Raw genomic sequence first — 18,417 nt, forward strand, 5'->3', positions numbered from 1 at the left:
TAATTAATAATGTAAGCCTATTTTACAGAAAAACAGAATTTAGTGAAGAATGCGATAATAACTTACATTACTCTCAATGTTACTAAAGAAAATAAAAAATATAGTAAATTTTAAAGAATACATAAAAAAATAGCGATAGATAAAGAGAACGCCAATTTTACTAAAGATTGTATTAGTATAATTACGTTCTCTTTTTTTATATAAATTATATTTAATTTAAACTTTTAGTAGAGGTTGAAGTTTAAATTTATAATAGGTACACAATCTCTAAAAAACAAATAAAGTTAACTACTCAATAATCAGATAAATAGGAGGATATTTTTATGCAACAAGAATCAACATCATGGTACAAACAAGAATGGTTTGTTGTTTTAACTTTAATATTCATTTTTCCACTAGGTTTATTTTTAATGTGGCGATATAGTAAATGGCCATCCATTGCAAAGACAATCGTTACAGTGGCAATAGTAGTTATAGCGTTATCTAGTACAACTTATGTTGGTAACCTCAAAACAAATAATCATGAAACACAAGCTACCGATACGACTAAAAAGGAAACAGAAAATACAAACAGTACTTCTGTAAATGATAAAGACGAAGAGAATCATAAAGCTGCAGTAGATCAAACTAATGGTAAATATCAAGAATGGTTTGATGAAGTAACTAAAGGTGCAAAAGAAGAAGAATCTGCTACACGATTACAGAAAGCTGCTTTAGAAACTGCCAAATCTTACTCTGATGATTTGAACATGTCTAAGCAAGGTATATATGACATATTAACATCTGAAACTGGAGAGAAGTTTAATAAAGAAGATGCACAATTTGCCATTGATCACTTAAACGCTGATTATAATAAGAATGCATTAGAAACAGCTAAATCTTATGCTAAAGATATGCATATGTCTAATGATGCAATATACGATATGCTAAAATCGCCAGAGGGTGAAAAATTCACAGAATCTGAAGCAAAATATGCTATTGATCATTTAGATGATTAAAGCTGAGTTACTTTCTAGTTTTATAGTTTAAATTTTGAAAGGAGACACACTAAATGAAAAAGATTTCAGCTTTAATTTTCAGTAGCTTACTCATTTTAGGTGCATGTGGCCATGAAAAAGAAAAGAAAGATGAAAGCAAGCACAAGAGTGAAAGTAAAAAATCTCATAAGAAAAACTCTAACAATAATGATAAGAAACAAAAAAGTGAACGTAAAAATAATCAAAATGAAAAAGAGAGTAATAAAAACCAAGAATCTTCGAATTCACAAGAACAGCAAATAAATGAAAATAATAATAGACCTTTAAGCAAAGATGAAATGTCTCAAAGAATTAAAAGTGGCCAAAGTGTAAACGGTATGGTGGATGCGGATGGTGATACATGGTATCAAGCTCCAGGTAATAACGATATGATTGGATATACTAAACCAGATGGCACGCAGTGTACTATTGGAGGTTGTACAACACCTGAAGAACAACATAATGCATCTATAGCACAACAACCTACCGATAATGAACAAAGATATGATTACGATCATAATGGTATTTATAGAACGCCAAGAGAACAAAAAGCACATGAACGTTGGATACAAGACCAAATAGATTGGGCAAATCAACAAAAAAATAAAAAGTAATATAGACCTGAATCTCAAAAATATATAGTTTCACGTTTATAATAATCATTAGTAATCAAAATAACTATTTGACGCATAAAAAACAAGGTCAACCACACGTCAAAAAATTATTTTATTGACACTTTTTTGACACTGCCTTGATTAAAAATCCGTTATATAGAACACTTAAAAGGGTCTAAGATTTTTATGTCTCAGACCCTCTAAAAATTTATCCCCTGTCCTATTTGACATAGAAACAAAAATAACCGTACCAACAAAGGTACAGTTACTCAAAAAAATAATTTTACTATAAGACTTACTAGAGCAATTATTACTCCAGTACCTGAAAGAGTCCATGTGATAATAGATTTTTTATCTTCTTTACGTTCTTTTCTAAAAGTTTCCAGTTGAGAGTTTAAGGCAATTTGTAATTTATCATTAAATCTATTTGGCAAATCATCAATTTTGGAATCTAAAGTTTTAAATTTGTCATCTATTCTTTTTTCGAATTGTTCAAATTCTTTTCTATCCACAAATTCACTCATAATGGCCACCTCTTCATAAGTAGAAGTTGAATTCGGACTAAATTCGTAACTACCACTTGCCCTTTTTAATTGTTTTGAATCAATAGTTGTTCTTTCTTCCTTGTTTTGCAAATTAAACTGTTCTGGTCTACTAACCTTTTTATTCACCATAATTACGACACCAAATTAACATTAAAATTAGATTGAGCTTCGGAGTTATCTATAGACAATTTGATAGTATAAAGCCCTTCTTTTTGAAATTTAAAATTATTGAAATTTGCATTCGATTCAAACACATTATTAAATTCTTTATCTGGGTTATCTTTAATTAATTTTTGGTGATCAATCTCTACATTGATGTCAAAAATTACTTTTTGCGCTGGATCTATAATTTGAAAATTCAATTTATATTGACCATCGTCCTCTAAATTAATTATCCCAAAAGATACACTAAAAGAAAAGTTGTTTGGTAAAGCTTCTAAGTCAATAAAAGATAGAGGTTTTTCAATAACTAAATCTCCTTGAGGATTATTAAAAACACCCAATGAGGGTACAACCCATGCAATGTTGACCATTTTTTTCCCCTTTTAAACATAATTAATTATATAATACACAACTTATTTAAAAAGAAATAGATAGAACATAAAAGCGAACATAAAGACACCCAGTGACGTGTGCGGATAATTTAAAAGTAAACGGTGCAGTCAGATTCTCAATACTTAACATTAACAAGTCCTCTGTACATAATAAAACATACATACTAAATGAGAGTATGCCAGTGTTGAACACTGTTTCCTTATTATTATACCAAAAAACAGGGCAGCCACTGATATTACCATTTTACTATTCCTCAAATCTACCAATATTATTCTACATGTTCTTTATATACAAAGTTCATTCTTCCAGTATCAGATTTCTTTTCAAATAAACTCTTCTTTACAACCTTTTTTGTTTCTGTTTCATCACCTATAGCTGATTGTGTTAATAGATACAATAACTTTTTAGCAGAAAGAATAATGTCGTCTATGAGGTTATCTTTACGACTTTTAATATAAGCGTCTACCTAAACAGAGTAACCTACTGTCAGTTACGTGGGCACTATTAGGGTTATATCCTCCCTTTATAGTACTCTGAGTAACATTTAATGTCTTTATATATTCATTAGCGAAACCCTCTTGTTTCGATGTTGATTTATCATATTAGATCAATGATTATCTGTATTTATCATGATTAAAATACATGACTTCGCTCCAATTTTTTGTAATACCTTTAAACTGACTTGCTTGTTGGCGACAACAATGAATATCTTTTAAATAATGATGTGTGTAAGAATAATTAGGATTTCAACTCATACGATTAAGTGAATTTTGTCCTAAATTGATAAAGTCTTTTACACAAATTGAGCAATCAATAATTGCTTTAGCTAGTATTTCCCAATCTCTAAGCTTTACAATTGTAACAGCGTTACTCTGTTCATTTTCATATGCGCTAATATTGTGCACTTTCTGCGCACCCTAAACACTAAAAAACCCACAACCGCAATGGTTGTGGGTTTCAATATGGAGACGGCGGGATTCGAACCCGCGTCCAGAGGTCCTGATACACACCTTTCTACGTGTGTAGTCTATTGATTAAATTCGCATAATAGTAAGCAACAGACAACCAGTATTATGCTAGTTTGATTGGTATTCATCTAAACAGACTTCAAACGGCAGTGTTTAGCATATCCTACTAGGGTTGAATCGCGTTAACAGCACGTAGGAGATGCTGTTAGGCGATGCAGTGTGCTATTACGCAGCTACTGCGAAATTATTGTTTGATTTGTCAGTTATATTTACTGAAATGTGTTGATGTCGGAGACAACCCTCCGACACGCTTAGTGTGCTCGAGGGACCCCTGTCGAATCCAAAAACGCCCCCGCAATAAAATTATAATAATTAACTAATGACTGTTATAAACAAGCCATTTGGTGTAATAGACTATGTCACCTTTTAAAATACAACATCAATAATCATACCAAATGGCACTCGATTAAGCAACAAACGTGCTTAATAACGGTCTTTGACCGCTCGATCAATGTCACGTTTCATTGCTTTTTCCTTAAGGGCTTGACGTTTATCATGTAGTTTCTTACCACGTGCAACGCCTAATAAGACTTTACATTGGCCATGCTTTAAATATAACTTTAAAGGAATAAGCGAGTAACCAATTTCTCGTGTACGTTCCCCTAATTTGAGGATTTCTCTTTTATGAAGTAACAATTTGCGAGAACGTAATGGATCATGGTTAAATCGATTGCCTTCTTCATACGGTGCAATATGCATGTTATTTAAATACATTTCGCCACGTTTTACTTGAGCATAACTATCTTTCAAGTTCGCACTTCCACGTCGAATAGACTTAATTTCAGTACCTCGTAAAGCAATACCCGCTTCAATCGTATCTTCAATATTAAAATCATGTCTTGCTTTACGATTCTCCGCTAACGTACCTGGTGATTTTGATTTTTTCTTAGCCATTCATTCTCACCTCATCTTTGCTGACTATTTTTTCTTACGACGTGATTTCTTTTTCACGCTTTTATCTTTATAGAATGGTTTATGATTCGTTTTACCTTGTTTATCTTTTTTACGGGCATTTTTACCCTTACGTTGTTTGCGTTTCTTCTTATTGCCTTTATTATTGTGGTCATCCTTAGCTTTATCTAATGACTTACCACGCGTCTTAGCTTGAATTGTTTTACCACGTGCTGGACGTTGTGATTTATCATTTTTAGGTAAAGGCATACCCACAATTTGAAAATCAATCATCCGTTCGTCTACATCAACATGTGTGACTTTAACTTTTACTTCATCACCAATACGGAATACTTTCGCTTGACGTTCACCTATTAAAGCCATTTGACGTTCGTCGAAATGATAGTAATCGTCAGTCATATTAGCAATATGAACCATACCTTCAATGGTATTAGGTAACTCTACAAACATACCGAAGTTCGCTACTGAACTAATGATACCTTCGAATTCATCACCAATGTGTTGAATCATATATTCAGCTTTCTTCAACTCATCTGTATCACGTTCAGCCTCAATTGCACGGCGCTCACGTTGAGATGTGTGTTCAGCAAGCTCAGGCAATGTATCTTCCCAATGTCTGAGTTCCTTTTTATCCATAGAATTCTCAATTAAATACTTACGAATTAATCGATGTACGGTTAAGTCAGGATAACGACGAATTGGAGATGTGAAATGCGTATAATACTCTGCTGATAGACCAAAGTGTCCAAGATTGACATCATCATAATGTGCTTGTTGCATTGAACGTAACATCATAGTTGAAATCACCATTTGTTCTGGTCGTCCTTCAACTTCTTCTTGAATGTTCTGTAACGTTGTAGGATGAATATCTTCGCCCGTACCTTTGATCATAATACCGAAATTCGTAATAAAGTCGAAGAATTGTCTTAATCTTTCGGATTTAGGTTGCTCATGAACACGATAAATAAATGGAACTTCCATTTTATTAAAATGCTCTGCCACCGTCTCATTAGCTGCTAACATGAATGACTCAATTAAACGTTCACCTTCGCCACGTTCACGCATTTGAACGTCTGTAGGAATACCTTCTTCATTTACGAGTACTTTAGCTTCGTTGATATCGAAGTCAATTTCACCACGACGTCGACGCATGCTGATTAAACGATTGGATAAATCTTGTGCTAAATCAAGCATTGGCGTTAATTCTTTATATTGCGCACGTACTTGTGGATCTTGGACAGTAATGATTTTATTGACTGCATCATACGTCATTCGGTAATTAGAATGAATGACACTATCAAAGATTTCGTGTTTAACGACTTCTCCACGTGCATTGATTTCCATTCGACAACTCAATGTTAATCGGTCGACTTCAGGATTCAATGAACAAATACCATTACTTAAACGGTGTGGAATCATTGGAATGACTCGGTCGACTAAATAAACACTCGTCGCTCTATCGTATGCTTCTTGGTCTAATGCAGAATCTTCCTTCACATAGTAACTTACATCTGCAATACTTACGGTTAATTCAGTATTACCATTTTTCAGCTTTTTAACGGCGATCGCATCGTCTAAGTCTTTAGCATCTGCACCGTCAATCGTGATGGTTAAATCATCTCTTAAATCACGACGACCTTCAATTTCTGACGGTTCAATTTCTTCTGGCACGTCTTCGGCTTCTTTAAGCACATTGTCTGGAAATTCGATTTCAATGCCATGTTGATAGATGATAGATAAAATATCGACGCCGGGATCATTCTTATGACCTAAAATTGCTGAAATATGACCTTCAGGATTGTCTGTACCATCAGCATATTTCGTAATTTGAACTAATACCTTATGACCATCTACAGCACCAAGACTTTGTCCTTTAGGAATAAAGATATCTTGCATGATACGCTTGTCATCAGGTATGACGAAGCCAAAGTGTTTCGCTTCACTATAAGTGCCTACTACTTGTGTCACCGAATGTTTCTCAATAGATTTAACTTCGCCTTCAACTTTACCTTTGTGTTCGCCTCGAGATTTTTGAATTTCTACGATGACCGTATCTCCATCTAAGGCTCTATTAATTTTAGTTGGTGGGATGAATATATCTTCCATCTCATCATCTTCTGGTCGAAGGAATGCAAAGCCTTTCTTGTTCTGACTTAACGTTCCTTTAATTAGTTTTGAATTGGACTTACTTGTTTCTTTTCGTTGATATCTATCTGTCTTCGTACGTTCAATTAAACCAGTTTGTTCTAGTTCAACGAGCACCTTAATTAAATCTCTAAATGAGTCGGCACTATTTAAACCTAACGCATCTTGAAAATCTGACACTGACATTGGTTCATAGTCAGGTTGTTTAATTATTTCTTCAATGGATTGCTTTAAATTCATTATGCCCCTCCTTTCTTACTTCTTCATCTTTTTATTCTGTCCAATCTAATGATTCTAAAAATTGATAAACATCTTCAAAGACCTGTTCTTTCTCTTTATCAATTGTAATCACATGACCAGATTCATGATACCACTTGATGTCTTTCTCATCGGAATCAACATGTTCGTATATATAATTTGCTGATTGAGGATCAATCATTTTATCTTGCTCTGCTTGTATAACTAGAATAGGTTCAATAACCTCATCTACTTGTTCTTTGCCACGTTTCAATGTGTCACTGAGCTCTTTAAGCGTTTCTGTAGGATGGAAATCCTCCATTTCTCTATCAATGGTTTCCTGATCCTTGCCTTCATACTTTTTAAAATTACGGGCATATTCTAGAAAACCTTCATATATTGTTCCTTCAGTCTTACCATCCATTGGTGCACACATTGTTACAATACCCTTCACATCGCGATTTAAGCTTAACTTCAATGCGAAGACCCCACCTAGTGACAATCCGGCTACAGCAATTTCCTCATAGCCTTGATCGACTAGATAATCATAACCATCTAAAACATCCTTAAACCATACGTAAGGGCTAGATTTTAAAATTTCCTCTGGTGGTGCTGAATGCCCTTCATATTGAGGTGCATATGATGTATAACCCTTTTTCTGAAGGTAACGACCTAATTGTCTCACATCAGCTGAATTTCCAGTGAAACCATGTAGTAATAATACAGCTCGTTTTCCTTCTTCGAAAAAGAATGGTCTCGGTAGTTTAATTTGCATGGTTTGAATTCCTCTCCCTTTTCATTGAGAACTAGATAGCTCTATTTAAACTTTAAATCATTTAAGGTTATTGATTTCATTTTCAAAATTAAATTGAATCTTTGATAAATGCATAATTGGACTATTCCCTTAATTACAGGTATTAAAAACATTGCTATCATCTATTATAAAATAAAAAAGCCCGACAAGCATATCGTCGGACTCAGGCTGATGTCAAATGTGAATGTTGGATAGTGTTCCTTTATCACATTGTACATCAGACTTGATTAGATTCATTTACTTCATTCAATAACTTATTATCTACATACCTAAATAACTGATACAGAACATAAGTACGAAGAAAATAATTGCTAAAAAAATTGTTAATCTATGCAAGAATAAATCGACGCCACGTTGCTTTTGTTTACCAAATAACTGTTCTGCGCCACCACTAATAGCACCTGAAAGTCCATTACTTTTACCTTCTTGGAGTAATACAACAGTCACTAATGCAATACAATCTATAATTAATAAAACGATGATTAATGTATGCATAAAAATTGTCCTCCGTTCATTATATACGAGACGAATTATAACACATCTCTATTCGTATTATCAAACTTCTATCTATTAAAAGTGCTTTTACGAGCGATTGACACGACTAACATATAAATTGCTAAAACAATTGAGCCAATCACAACGATTAAGATTGGTAAAATTGCGATAACGTTCTTCACATCTAAAATTGCTTGTACAAACATGTATAAATTCACTAACGTGAATAAAGCATTAGATACATAAACTGCAAACATAAACCACCATAAATAGGGATGACGATTCCATAGTGCAACAACACCTGCTAAGTAAGCAAGAATGTACATGACACCAGTATATCTATCACTATTTAAAATATTATGCACAGCAGTGTCTGACGTTTTCTGTCCTGCTAAAGATAACAATGATTTCGCCGTGGTTTCATCTAATACTACAAAATGATGAATAATAAGTAAGATACAAAATATAAAGGAACTGATCGCGATTAAACGTCCGGCTCTTATTTCTCTAGCGCTTGACTCTGTGATATCTGCCATAACGGTACTCCTTTTTCCGAATTACTTTCATTAATTATATCAGTTTAGCGAAGTAAATTAAATGAGATGCCCCTTACTCAAAAAGGTTTGATGTTAAATCAAACTCATCAATTTTTCACCAATCCACTGTATTTCTCAACATAAAAAACCCGTTACAGCCTCAACTCTGTAACGGGAATAGATTTACTTTAGGGCGTGAAACCTAAAGATATAAGCGTGAACTCTTTTATTTAGCTATAGAGATATTATTTGTCTAAATTGTAGAATGATTTAATTCCATCAAATTTAGCTGTTTCGTATAATTCATCTTCAATACGTAATAATTGATTGTATTTAGCAATACGATCAGTTCTTGATAATGAACCAGTTTTAATTTGACCAGCGTTTGTAGCAACTGCAATGTCAGCAATTGTAGTATCTTCAGTTTCACCTGAACGGTGTGAAACAACTGCTGTGTAACCAGCTTTTTGAGCCATTTCAATTGCATCAAATGTTTCAGTTAAAGTACCGATTTGGTTCACTTTAATTAAGATAGAGTTACCAATTCCTTGTTCGATACCTCTAGATAAAATTTCAGTGTTAGTTACGAATAAATCGTCACCTACTAATTGAACTTTATCGCCAATACGATCAGTTAATTGTTTCCAACCTTCCCAATCGTTTTCGTCCATACCATCTTCAATAGTGATGATAGGATATTTACCAATTAATTCTTCTAAGTAGTCAACTTGTTCTGCTGCGCTACGTTTAGCACCGTGTTCACCTTCGAATTTAGTGTAATCATATACACCATTTTCGTAGAATTCAGAAGAAGCACAGTCAAATCCTAAGAATACATCTTCACCTGGTTTGTAACCAGCTTTTTCGATAGCTTTGATGATTGTTTCAACAGCATCTTCAGTACCTTCAAATTTAGGAGCGAAACCACCTTCGTCACCTACTGCAGTTTCTAAACCACGTTCACTAAGGATAGATTTCAAGTTGTGGAAGATTTCAGCACCCCAACGTAATGATTCTTTAAATGATTCAGCACCAACTGGTAAAATCATGAACTCTTGGAAAGCGATTGGTGCATCAGAGTGAGAACCACCGTTAACAATGTTCATCATTGGTACTGGTAATTGTTTACCATTGAATCCACCTAAATATTTATATAAAGGTTGACCTAATAAGTCAGCTGCTGCACGAGCTACGGCAATAGAAACACCTAAGATAGCGTTAGCACCTAATTTACCTTTGTTACTTGTACCGTCTAATTGAATCATCATTTTATCGATAGATACTTGATCTAATACTGAAAATTCACCTTCAACGATTTCTGGTGCGATAATTTCATTTACGTTTTCTACAGCTTTAGTCACACCTTTACCTAAATAACGTGATTTATCTCCATCACGTAATTCAACTGCTTCGTGTTCACCTGTAGAAGCACCTGATGGTACTAATGCGCGACCGAATGCACCACTTTCAGTTAAAACTTCAACTTCAACTGTTGGATTACCACGTGAATCTAAGACTTCGCGAGCGTAAACATCTGTAATAATTGGCATGTTAATATCTCCTTTAAATATATTATAAAGCTATTATAGCCCTATTTATAATTTTAATAAAATAATTCTACTAAGTAATATTCAAATTTCGGGAGTACGTTTATTCCTCCCAAAATTTGAGTGTTTTTATAATCAAAATTAATGATTAATCAATGATTCACCAGTCATATCAGAAGGTTGTTCTACATTTAACAAGTCTAATAGTGTAGGAGCTAAATCTCCTAATCGACCTGTTTCACGTAAAGTTACGCCTTCTTTAGTAACAATAACTGGAACTGGATTAGTTGTATGCGTCGTCATTGGTTGATCATCATCTGTTAACACTTGGTCTGAGTTACCATGGTCAGCAGTGATAATAGCATAACCATCCATTTCTAAAATCTTGTCTACAACTTCACCAAGACATTCGTCTACAGCCTCAATTGCTTTAATTGTAGGTTCAAGCATACCACTATGACCTACCATATCAGGGTTAGCAAAGTTTAATAAGATTAAATCTAAATCACCTTTGTCTAACTCTTCTAAAAGTGCATCTTTAACTTCATATGCACTCATTTCTGGTTTTAAATCATACGTAGCAACTTTTGGAGAGTCGATAAGTCGACGACGTTCTCCTTCAAATTCCTCGTTACGACCCCCACTCATAAAGTAAGTCACGTGAGGATACTTTTCAGTCTCAGCAATACGTAATTGTTTTAAATTATTGTTTTGTGCGACTTCACCAATTGTATTGTTTAAGTCAACTTTTTCAAATACAACTTCAGCATCTACATCGTCATTGTATTTCGTGAACGTTGCATAGAATAAATCTTTAACTTGTTCAACTTCGAAACCATCAAATGCTTTATTAGTGAAAATTTCTGAAAGTTGAGCAGCTCTGTCAGGACGGAAGTTGTAGAATACAACAGCATCGCCGTCATTAACGCCATTATTTTGATTATCAATAATGAATGGTTCAACGAATTCATCAGTAACGTCATTACTGTAATTCGCTTCTACACCTTCTTTAGCTGAAGCGTATGTTGGGCCTTCAAAGTTACGGATAGCATTGTAAGCTTTCTGTTCACGGTCCCAACGTTTATCACGATCCATTGCATAATAACGTCCAGACACTGAAGCGAATTGGCCAACGCCTAATTCTTTGAATTTAGCTTCAGTTTCTTCAATATATTTGAGGGCAGATTTTTGATCAACGTCACGACCATCTAAGAAAGCGTGCACGTAAACTTTATCTACACCTTGTTTTTTAGCTAATTCTAAGATTGCAAATAAGTGTTTATAGTGACTGTGAACACCACCATCTGATAGTAAACCAAACACGTGAAGTGCTGAGTTGTTATCTTTTACATGTTTAATTGCGTTGTTTAACACATCATTTTCAAAGAATTCTCCATCTTCGATTGATTTGTTAATGCGAGTTAAACTTTGATATACGATTCGTCCAGCACCGATGTTCATGTGACCAACTTCAGAGTTACCCATTTGTCCTTCTGGAAGACCTACATCTAAACCACTTGCTTCAATTTGAGTCGTTGGGTATTTCTCATAATAACGATCAAAATTAGGTTTGTTTGCTAATTTAACAGCGTTGCCATGTTCACTTTCACGATTTGCAAAACCATCTAGGATGATTAAGGCAGTTGGTTTCTTAGCCATAATTATTTTGCACCTTCTAACAATTGTACGAAATCTTCAACTTTTAATGATGCGCCACCTACTAATGCACCATCGATATCTGATTGAGCCATGTATTCTTTAATATTATTTGGTTTCACACTACCACCATATTGAATACGAGTTGCTTCTGCAACGTCTTGGCTAGATAAGTCAGCTAATGTTTTACGAACGTGTGCGCACATTTCATTAGCATCTTCTGAAGTTGATGATTTACCTGTACCGATTGCCCAGATTGGTTCATATGCGATGACAACTTCTTTAAGTTGCTCTTCTGATAAACCTTCTACAGCTTTCTTAACTTGGTTGCCAACAACTTCATTAGCTTTGCCAGCTTCACGTTCTTCGTCTGATTCACCAACACAAATAATTGGTGTCATACCATGATTGAAAATAGCATGAGCTTTTTTATTTACTTCTTCGTCTGTTTCGTGGAAATAGTCACGACGTTCAGAGTGACCAATCACTACATATTTAACACCTAAATCAGCTAATGCGACAGGTGAAGTTTCACCAGTATATGCACCGCTATCTTCAAAGTAAGCATTTTGAGCACCGATTTTTAACCCTTGTGCTTTGCCGTCTTTAACAGCAGTTACTAATGCGTCTAATTGAATTGTAGGCGCACAGATTACTGATTCTACTTCTTTAGGATCAGGTAATGTTGGTAATTCGTTTACGAAATCTTTAGCTTCTTGAACTGTTTTATTCATTTTCCAGTTTCCGGCTATAATTGGTGTTCTCATTCGTTACACTCCTTAATAATTTAGTGTTAAATTTAAAAGCTTATATCGATCATTACTTGAATAACTTAAGGTTAAAACACGAAAGCTTACTGTGGCTTTCACTTGTTCATTTTCCCAAATCATTTCATTTAGAAACTTTCGCCTTAACTAAGCGTCGATTAATAATTATTTATTATTAATTGCTTTAATTCCAGGTAATTCTTTACCTTCAAGATATTCTAATGACGCGCCGCCACCAGTTGAGATATGTGTGAAATCATCTTCAAATCCTAGTGAGATTGCAGCGGCTGCAGAGTCACCACCACCGATAATAGTCGTAGCGTCTTTTAAGTTAGCAATAGATTCACATACGCCGATAGTACCTTGGGCAAAGTTACTAAATTCGAATACACCCATTGGTCCATTCCATACTACTGTATGAGCGCCTTGTAATTCTTTATTGAATAATTCAACCGTTTTAGGTCCAATATCCATTGCTTCTTGGTCTGCAGGGATATCATCGATGGATACTTCAGTGATTTTAGCATCATTAGAGAATTCTTTAGCAACTTTACAATCTACTGGTAAAACGATTTGGTCGCCATTGTTTTCTAATAGATCTTTTGCAAAATCAATTTTATCTTCTTCTAATAATGAAAGACCGATTTCTTTTCCTTGTGCTTTCATAAATGTGTAAGCCATACCGCCACCAATTAAAATTTTATCAGCGATATTCACTAAGTTTTTAATTACATTGATTTTATCTGATACTTTAGCTCCACCAAGGATTGCTACAACTGGTTTATGTGGGTCGTTAACTACGCCACCGATAAATTTAATTTCTTTTTCCATTAAGTAACCAGCTGCTGTTTCTAAGTGTGTAGAAATCCCTACATTTGAAGCATGTTCACGGTGAGCTGTACCGAAAGCATCGTTAACAAATACATCGCCTAATGAAGCCCAATATTTACCTAATTCAGGGTCATTTTTAGATTCTTTTTTACCATCGATATCTTCGAAACGTGTATTTTCAACTAATAATACATCACCTTCATTTAGGTTTTTAATAGCAGTTTCTAGTTTTTCACCACGAGTTTCAGGAACGAAAGTAACTTCTTTACCTAATTTCTCAGATAAATCGTCTGCTACAGGTTTTAAAGATAAACCTGCTTTATCGCTTTCTTCTTTCACTTTACCTAAATGAGAGAATAATACTAATTTACCACCTTGTTCGATGATGTATTTAATAGTTGGTAATGCTTGAACAATACGGTTATCGTTTGTGATTTTTCCATCTTTTAAAGGAACGTTAAAGTCTGCACGTTCGAGAACTACTTTACCTTTTAAATCTAAATCTGAAACGATTTTTTTAGCCATTATTAATTTCCTCCTTTTAATAGGAAAACTTTATATAAAAATAAGCGGAGAAGCGTCTGTGCTCCCCGCTTACTCATAAGCTTTTATATCTAATTAAACAGTACAGAGCACTAATCAAATTATGAAGGTTTGGAAGAGTTCAATCTCTTCACATGTGTACTTTAAATAACTTGAATAACGTGCTTATACACTATGGTTCAATTATTTAGAAAGTTCAGCTAAGTGAGCTAATGTACGAACTAATTGAGAAGTGTAAGACATTTCATTATCGTACCAAGCTGCTACTTTAACTAATTGACGGTCACCAACAGTCATTACACGAGTTTGAGTTGCATCGAATAATGAACCATAAGTGATACCTACAACGTCAGAAGATACGATTTCATCTTCAGTGTAACCGAATGATTCGTCAGAAGCTTGTTTCATTGCTTCGTTAACTTGATCAGCAGTTACATCTTGTTTTTCTAATACTACAGTTAATTCTGTTAATGAACCTGTAGCAACTGGAACACGTTGTGCACCACCGTCTAATTTACCGTCGATTTCAGGAATTACTTTACCGATTGCTTTAGCAGCACCTGTTGAGTTAGGGATAATGTTTTCTGCTGCTGCACGAGCACGACGTTTGTCACCTTTTCTGTGAGGTGCGTCTTGAGTATTTTGGTCACCTGTGTAAGCGTGGATAGTTGTCATTAAACCTTCAACTAAACCGAATTCATCATTTAATACTTTAGCAACAGGAGCTAATGAGTTAGTTGTACAAGAAGCACCTGATACAACTGTTTCTGAACCATCTAATTCGTCATGGTTAGTATTGAATACGATTGTTTTTAAATCACCAGTAGCTGGAGCTGAGATTAATACTTTTTTAGCACCTGCATCGATATGTGCTTGTGCTTTATCTTTATCAGTGTAGAAACCAGTACATTCTAATACTACATCGATGTCAAGGTCACCCCAAGGTAATTTGCTTGCATCTGGTTCGTCGAATGATTTAATTTCTTTACCGTTTACGCGGAATCCGCCTTCGATAACTTCAACTTCTCCAGTGAAGCGTCCTTGCATAGTGTCATATTTTAATAAATGAGCTAACATTTCATCGTCTGTTAAGTCGTTAACTGCTACTACTTCAAGACCTTCTACATCTTGGATTCTTCTGAATGCTAAACGACCAATTCTACCAAAACCATTAATTGCTACTTTAATTGCCATTATAATGGCCTCCTTTAAAAATGATATTTAAAAAGTATTAAACTTTTTATTACTATTGTAAAATAACTTTCGCTGCAGCTTCATCTGTAATGAGTACAGTGTTGTCAGGCGCAATCGAAAGATAAGCTTTAATCGCTTCTCCTTTAGATTGTCCACCTGCTACAGCAAAGATAAAATCTTTACTCTCAAGATCTTCTAATTGTAGTCCGATTGTCTTCACTTTATGAACTACCTTTCCTTGAGCATCAAAATAATATCCAAAAGCTTCTCCAACGGCTTGATGATGTTGAAGTTTATCAATCACTTCTTCAGGTGATTGACGTCGATGCGCCATCTTCAGCGCATCACCAATGCCATGTATGGTAACATTTGCTTGTTTTATTTTATCGAGCGTGTGAATAACTGATGGTTCTAACATTAATGTGTTATATGTCGTTTCACTCACATTATCTGGTACATATAACGTTGTATAGTAACCACCAGCTTGTTGAGCCATGCTTGATGAAATGGTATTTGCTTGGTAGACCATGTTTTCACCAAGTCCACCTCTAGCCGGCACGAAGAATACATTGAATGGAAGTAAATGAATGGATTCACTTACATAAGCCATTGTAGATCCTCCAGTTACTGAAACAATGGCATCTTCGTAAAGAATGCTTTCAACTAACTGACCAGCTTGTCTCCCCATTTCTCTTTTAACTGTTTGATTAGAATCTGAATCTCCTGGAATGACGTGAACATCTTTGATGTGAAATTTATCTCTGATTGCTCGAGCCATTTTATTGTCATCACTATATACATTGAAGTAATCATTTAATTGCGATAGTACTTCAGTTCCTTCATTAGTGATTTCCATGCCAGTTGATTTGACTCTGATTAATTCTTGTTTCTTTAACATGTCTGTTTCAGATCGTAAGACCCTTTCAGTCATATCCATGTGCTCACTTAAACTTCGTCTTCCAACTGGTTGATTTTGTGAGATAGTAGTTAAAATTGAAAAACGTCGATACATCTTATCTACAAGATCAGGTATGAGCTTTTGTTGAACTTTCATTAAGTCTTTCACTACTACCTTCCTCCTTATATCTTTATAAAAAGGTATCTAAGGGGTCGCTCACAACCATTGGTTGACTTTTTAAGTCCCACCTGGGACAAAAATTAACCTCTTTACACATGCAATAGTACTATTGCGTATAATAAATTGCAAGCAAATTAACTCAAAATTTTATTAATATTTATTAAAGTTAACAATAAAACGTTTACATCTAGATTTTGCTATCTCACGACGCCAAAAAGTTCACATTTTTGTGTTATTACCTTTACGAGATAATTTTACCCACGGTCTTTTGTGAATAATCATTCGTTTTGATTACATAATCATTTCATTTATAATTAAATTGTTATGAAGCTTTTTATAAAGAAGGGATATTAATGGCTAACGACAAACGTTCCGAGGATAAAATAGAAGTCATCGATCCAGATGATTCACGTTATAAAGATGATGATTATTTTAAAAATCATCAGTCTACATATAAACATCATCAATATGAAAATGGTAAGACCATCAATAAAACATATTCTTATGGTTGCACGCATACGGGTTGTGGATGTTCTATAGGCTGCTTTTCAATTATGTTTATTTCATTTCTCTTATCGATGTTAATCTACTGGTTATTTTAATATGTACTTAAAAAGCCAATGCCCTAAAAGTGGACATTGGCTTAAACTATTAATCTTCGTTTGAACTATGTGATTGATTACTATTTGAGTTTTGACTGCTTGATTGTTGTGACTGACTAGAATTTCTTTGACCGCTTGACTGTTGTGACTGACTTGTATTTCTTTGCGCAGATTGATTACTATTATTAGATTGCTTTTGCTGAGAGCTATTTTGTTGTGAACGAGGTTGTTGAGAAGATGGTTTCTCTTCTGAACTTGGTTGTTCTTTAGAAGCATTATCTTCTTTTGGTTCCTCTTTTTCTTGTGTTTTAGGTTGTTGTGATGATTTTTCATCAGTTTTAGTTTCTTGCGTTGAACGTGGTTGTTTTTTCTGTTGTTTTGTTTGTTGTGTTTCTTGCGTATTTCTTTGTTGTGTTGGTGCTTGCTTAGTCGGCGGCGGTGTTTGTTGAGTCTGTTGCGTTTGCTGTGTTTGTTGCGTTTGTTGTGTCGTGTTCATGCTATTCTCATCAGACTTTTTATCTTTTTTCTTGTCTTTGTCTTTATCTTTTTTATCCTCTTTAGACTTATCATGTTGTTCTGTTTTTTCACTATTAAGTCGTTCATTCGCTTTTTTTGAACTATCTACAAAAGAGAATATTCCAAATGCTAAGCCAATTAGTAATAATAATACGATAATTGTGCTAATTATTTTTGCCATGCCACTCATTCTCTACTTACCTCTCTTTCAATTATTAGGAATTAATTTATAATAAAAATATGTTTGTTGTTAAACGTGCATTTCAATCTTGTTCATTACTTTTAATTGAGGATGACCTCAACGCATTACAATTACTTATAATGTCGAAACTACAGAATTCAACTTATTATAATGGACTAACTATGTAATAATTGCAATAAATTACCATTACTTAAAAGTTGTACGTTTACAAATATCTATCCTGTATATGATAACATCATACACATAGGTGAACATTATTTTTTTAGTAACTTAATCTAAACTTAATACGAATGGTACGTGATGTTTATGTACGGATTTAATGATGATGAATTTTTAAAAAGTAAGTCTAAAAAAAGTTTAAAATATATGATGATTGAGAATGATAATTATGAGGAAGAAAAAACGAATCATGTTGCCGGATTTATCATTACATCTTTTATTATATGTATCATACTTTTTGTAAAATGGATGATTGGTTAAGTAATTAAATAATGTAATTTGTTTTTAACCATTAATAATACAAATTAAACAATGATTGTAGATTTTATATTCATCAAAATAATTTTTGTATAAAGCAATAATTA

General features: G+C 34.1%; 19 protein-coding genes, 1 other RNA gene and 1 pseudogene. 4 read left to right on the forward strand and 17 right to left on the reverse strand.

Annotated elements, in window-relative coordinates; translation table 11 throughout:
• The first annotated feature begins 323 nt into the window (after positions 1-323).
• Together HMPREF2580_RS09270 and HMPREF2580_RS09275 are read left to right on the forward strand one after the other, a co-directional pair.
• Positions 324-998 (forward strand): Ltp family lipoprotein, encoded by a 675-nt coding sequence (locus tag HMPREF2580_RS09270; RefSeq protein ID WP_070832290.1) that lies wholly within the window; start codon positions 324-326, stop codon positions 996-998.
• A 53-nt stretch (positions 999-1,051) separates the two neighbouring features.
• Positions 1,052-1,630: a hypothetical protein gene (locus tag HMPREF2580_RS09275; protein WP_070832293.1), complete on the forward strand. Its 579-nt coding sequence runs from the start codon at positions 1,052-1,054 to the stop codon at positions 1,628-1,630.
• Positions 1,631-1,899: 269 nt separating this feature from the next.
• Here HMPREF2580_RS09275 and HMPREF2580_RS09280 read toward each other — a convergent pair whose 3' ends face one another.
• From HMPREF2580_RS09280 to HMPREF2580_RS09345, 16 genes and pseudogenes are all read right to left on the reverse strand, one after another.
• On the reverse strand, positions 1,900-2,304 hold the full coding sequence (locus HMPREF2580_RS09280; protein WP_070832296.1) for a hypothetical protein: 405 nt from the start codon (positions 2,302-2,304) through the stop codon (positions 1,900-1,902).
• 2 nt (positions 2,305-2,306) lie between these two features.
• Positions 2,307-2,708 (reverse strand): DUF6941 family protein, encoded by a 402-nt coding sequence (locus tag HMPREF2580_RS09285; RefSeq protein WP_070832299.1) that lies wholly within the window; start codon positions 2,706-2,708, stop codon positions 2,307-2,309.
• 293 nt (positions 2,709-3,001) lie between these two features.
• Positions 3,002-3,287, reverse strand: a pseudogene (locus tag HMPREF2580_RS12090) (terminase small subunit); the annotation flags it as partial.
• Between the two features lie 189 nt (positions 3,288-3,476).
• Positions 3,477-3,635 (reverse strand): hypothetical protein, encoded by a 159-nt coding sequence (locus HMPREF2580_RS12340; protein WP_176747476.1) that lies wholly within the window; start codon positions 3,633-3,635, stop codon positions 3,477-3,479.
• Positions 3,636-3,690: 55 nt separating this feature from the next.
• Positions 3,691-4,052: a transfer-messenger RNA gene (ssrA, locus tag HMPREF2580_RS09290) on the reverse strand.
• 129 nt (positions 4,053-4,181) lie between these two features.
• Positions 4,182-4,652, reverse strand: a complete 471-nt coding sequence (smpB, locus tag HMPREF2580_RS09295) for an SsrA-binding protein SmpB (protein ID WP_070832302.1) — start codon at positions 4,650-4,652, stop codon at positions 4,182-4,184.
• Between the two features lie 24 nt (positions 4,653-4,676).
• A complete protein-coding gene (gene rnr, locus HMPREF2580_RS09300) occupies positions 4,677-7,055 on the reverse strand; it encodes a ribonuclease R (RefSeq protein ID WP_070832306.1) in 2,379 nt (792 codons plus the stop codon).
• A gap of 31 nt (positions 7,056-7,086) precedes the next feature.
• Positions 7,087-7,827 carry an alpha/beta hydrolase gene (locus HMPREF2580_RS09305; RefSeq protein ID WP_002441587.1) on the reverse strand — a complete coding sequence of 247 codons (741 nt, stop codon included), beginning with the start codon at positions 7,825-7,827 and terminating at the stop codon, positions 7,087-7,089.
• Between the two features lie 300 nt (positions 7,828-8,127).
• Positions 8,128-8,361: a preprotein translocase subunit SecG gene (secG, locus tag HMPREF2580_RS09310; RefSeq protein ID WP_002441585.1), complete on the reverse strand. Its 234-nt coding sequence runs from the start codon at positions 8,359-8,361 to the stop codon at positions 8,128-8,130.
• Between the two features lie 68 nt (positions 8,362-8,429).
• The gene (locus HMPREF2580_RS09315) at positions 8,430-8,888 is read right to left on the reverse strand and encodes a hypothetical protein (RefSeq protein ID WP_095323332.1); all 459 of its coding nucleotides are present in this window, start codon (positions 8,886-8,888) and stop codon (positions 8,430-8,432) included.
• A 254-nt stretch (positions 8,889-9,142) separates the two neighbouring features.
• Positions 9,143-10,447, reverse strand: a complete 1,305-nt coding sequence (eno, locus tag HMPREF2580_RS09320; RefSeq protein WP_002441581.1) for a surface-displayed alpha-enolase — start codon at positions 10,445-10,447, stop codon at positions 9,143-9,145.
• A gap of 138 nt (positions 10,448-10,585) precedes the next feature.
• Complete coding sequence (gene gpmI / locus HMPREF2580_RS09325; protein WP_002441579.1) at positions 10,586-12,103, reverse strand: 2,3-bisphosphoglycerate-independent phosphoglycerate mutase; 1,518 nt, start codon at positions 12,101-12,103, stop codon at positions 10,586-10,588.
• Positions 12,104-12,105: 2 nt separating this feature from the next.
• Positions 12,106-12,867 carry a triose-phosphate isomerase gene (gene tpiA, locus HMPREF2580_RS09330; RefSeq protein ID WP_002441577.1) on the reverse strand — a complete coding sequence of 254 codons (762 nt, stop codon included), beginning with the start codon at positions 12,865-12,867 and terminating at the stop codon, positions 12,106-12,108.
• 165 nt (positions 12,868-13,032) lie between these two features.
• Positions 13,033-14,223, reverse strand: a complete 1,191-nt coding sequence (pgk, locus tag HMPREF2580_RS09335) for a phosphoglycerate kinase (protein WP_002441575.1) — start codon at positions 14,221-14,223, stop codon at positions 13,033-13,035.
• A gap of 201 nt (positions 14,224-14,424) precedes the next feature.
• A complete protein-coding gene (gene gap, locus HMPREF2580_RS09340) occupies positions 14,425-15,435 on the reverse strand; it encodes a type I glyceraldehyde-3-phosphate dehydrogenase (protein WP_002441572.1) in 1,011 nt (336 codons plus the stop codon).
• A 52-nt stretch (positions 15,436-15,487) separates the two neighbouring features.
• Positions 15,488-16,501, reverse strand: a complete 1,014-nt coding sequence (locus HMPREF2580_RS09345) for a sugar-binding transcriptional regulator (RefSeq protein WP_070832309.1) — start codon at positions 16,499-16,501, stop codon at positions 15,488-15,490.
• Positions 16,502-16,866: 365 nt separating this feature from the next.
• On the opposite strand from HMPREF2580_RS09345, the gene HMPREF2580_RS09350 reads away from it, so the two are divergent.
• The gene (locus HMPREF2580_RS09350) at positions 16,867-17,115 is read left to right on the forward strand and encodes a hypothetical protein (protein ID WP_002441568.1); all 249 of its coding nucleotides are present in this window, start codon (positions 16,867-16,869) and stop codon (positions 17,113-17,115) included.
• A gap of 49 nt (positions 17,116-17,164) precedes the next feature.
• Here HMPREF2580_RS09350 and HMPREF2580_RS09355 read toward each other — a convergent pair whose 3' ends face one another.
• Positions 17,165-17,821 carry a DUF4887 domain-containing protein gene (locus HMPREF2580_RS09355; RefSeq protein ID WP_070832311.1) on the reverse strand — a complete coding sequence of 219 codons (657 nt, stop codon included), beginning with the start codon at positions 17,819-17,821 and terminating at the stop codon, positions 17,165-17,167.
• Positions 17,822-18,139: 318 nt separating this feature from the next.
• Between HMPREF2580_RS09355 and HMPREF2580_RS12345 the strand changes: the two genes are divergently transcribed.
• A complete protein-coding gene (locus HMPREF2580_RS12345) occupies positions 18,140-18,313 on the forward strand; it encodes a hypothetical protein (RefSeq protein WP_167495588.1) in 174 nt (57 codons plus the stop codon).
• Positions 18,314-18,417 lie beyond the last annotated feature (104 nt).

It is taken from the genome of Staphylococcus sp. HMSC036D05 (genome assembly GCF_001836225.1).
GTDB classification, from domain to species: Bacteria; Bacillota; Bacilli; order Staphylococcales; family Staphylococcaceae; genus Staphylococcus; species Staphylococcus caprae.

Bases quoted from the DNA above. Each gene is read 5' to 3' on its own strand.
- HMPREF2580_RS09270 (WP_070832290.1), top strand. From the start codon at position 324: ATGCAACAAGAATCAACATCATGGTACAAACAAGAATGGTTTGTTGTT.
- HMPREF2580_RS09275 (WP_070832293.1), top strand. From the start codon at position 1,052: ATGAAAAAGATTTCAGCTTTAATTTTCAGTAGCTTACTCATTTTAGGT.
- HMPREF2580_RS09280 (WP_070832296.1), bottom strand. From the start codon at position 2,304: ATGGTGAATAAAAAGGTTAGTAGACCAGAACAGTTTAATTTGCAAAAC.
- HMPREF2580_RS09285 (WP_070832299.1), bottom strand. From the start codon at position 2,708: ATGGTCAACATTGCATGGGTTGTACCCTCATTGGGTGTTTTTAATAAT.
- smpB (WP_070832302.1), bottom strand. From the start codon at position 4,652: ATGGCTAAGAAAAAATCAAAATCACCAGGTACGTTAGCGGAGAATCGT.
- rnr (WP_070832306.1), bottom strand. From the start codon at position 7,055: ATGAATTTAAAGCAATCCATTGAAGAAATAATTAAACAACCTGACTAT.
- HMPREF2580_RS09305 (WP_002441587.1), bottom strand. From the start codon at position 7,827: ATGCAAATTAAACTACCGAGACCATTCTTTTTCGAAGAAGGAAAACGA.
- secG (WP_002441585.1), bottom strand. From the start codon at position 8,361: ATGCATACATTAATCATCGTTTTATTAATTATAGATTGTATTGCATTA.
- eno (WP_002441581.1), bottom strand. From the start codon at position 10,447: ATGCCAATTATTACAGATGTTTACGCTCGCGAAGTCTTAGATTCACGT.
- gpmI (WP_002441579.1), bottom strand. From the start codon at position 12,103: ATGGCTAAGAAACCAACTGCCTTAATCATCCTAGATGGTTTTGCAAAT.
- tpiA (WP_002441577.1), bottom strand. From the start codon at position 12,867: ATGAGAACACCAATTATAGCCGGAAACTGGAAAATGAATAAAACAGTT.
- pgk (WP_002441575.1), bottom strand. From the start codon at position 14,223: ATGGCTAAAAAAATCGTTTCAGATTTAGATTTAAAAGGTAAAGTAGTT.
- gap (WP_002441572.1), bottom strand. From the start codon at position 15,435: ATGGCAATTAAAGTAGCAATTAATGGTTTTGGTAGAATTGGTCGTTTA.
- HMPREF2580_RS09350 (WP_002441568.1), top strand. From the start codon at position 16,867: ATGGCTAACGACAAACGTTCCGAGGATAAAATAGAAGTCATCGATCCA.
- HMPREF2580_RS09355 (WP_070832311.1), bottom strand. From the start codon at position 17,821: ATGAGTGGCATGGCAAAAATAATTAGCACAATTATCGTATTATTATTA.
- HMPREF2580_RS12345 (WP_167495588.1), top strand. From the start codon at position 18,140: ATGTACGGATTTAATGATGATGAATTTTTAAAAAGTAAGTCTAAAAAA.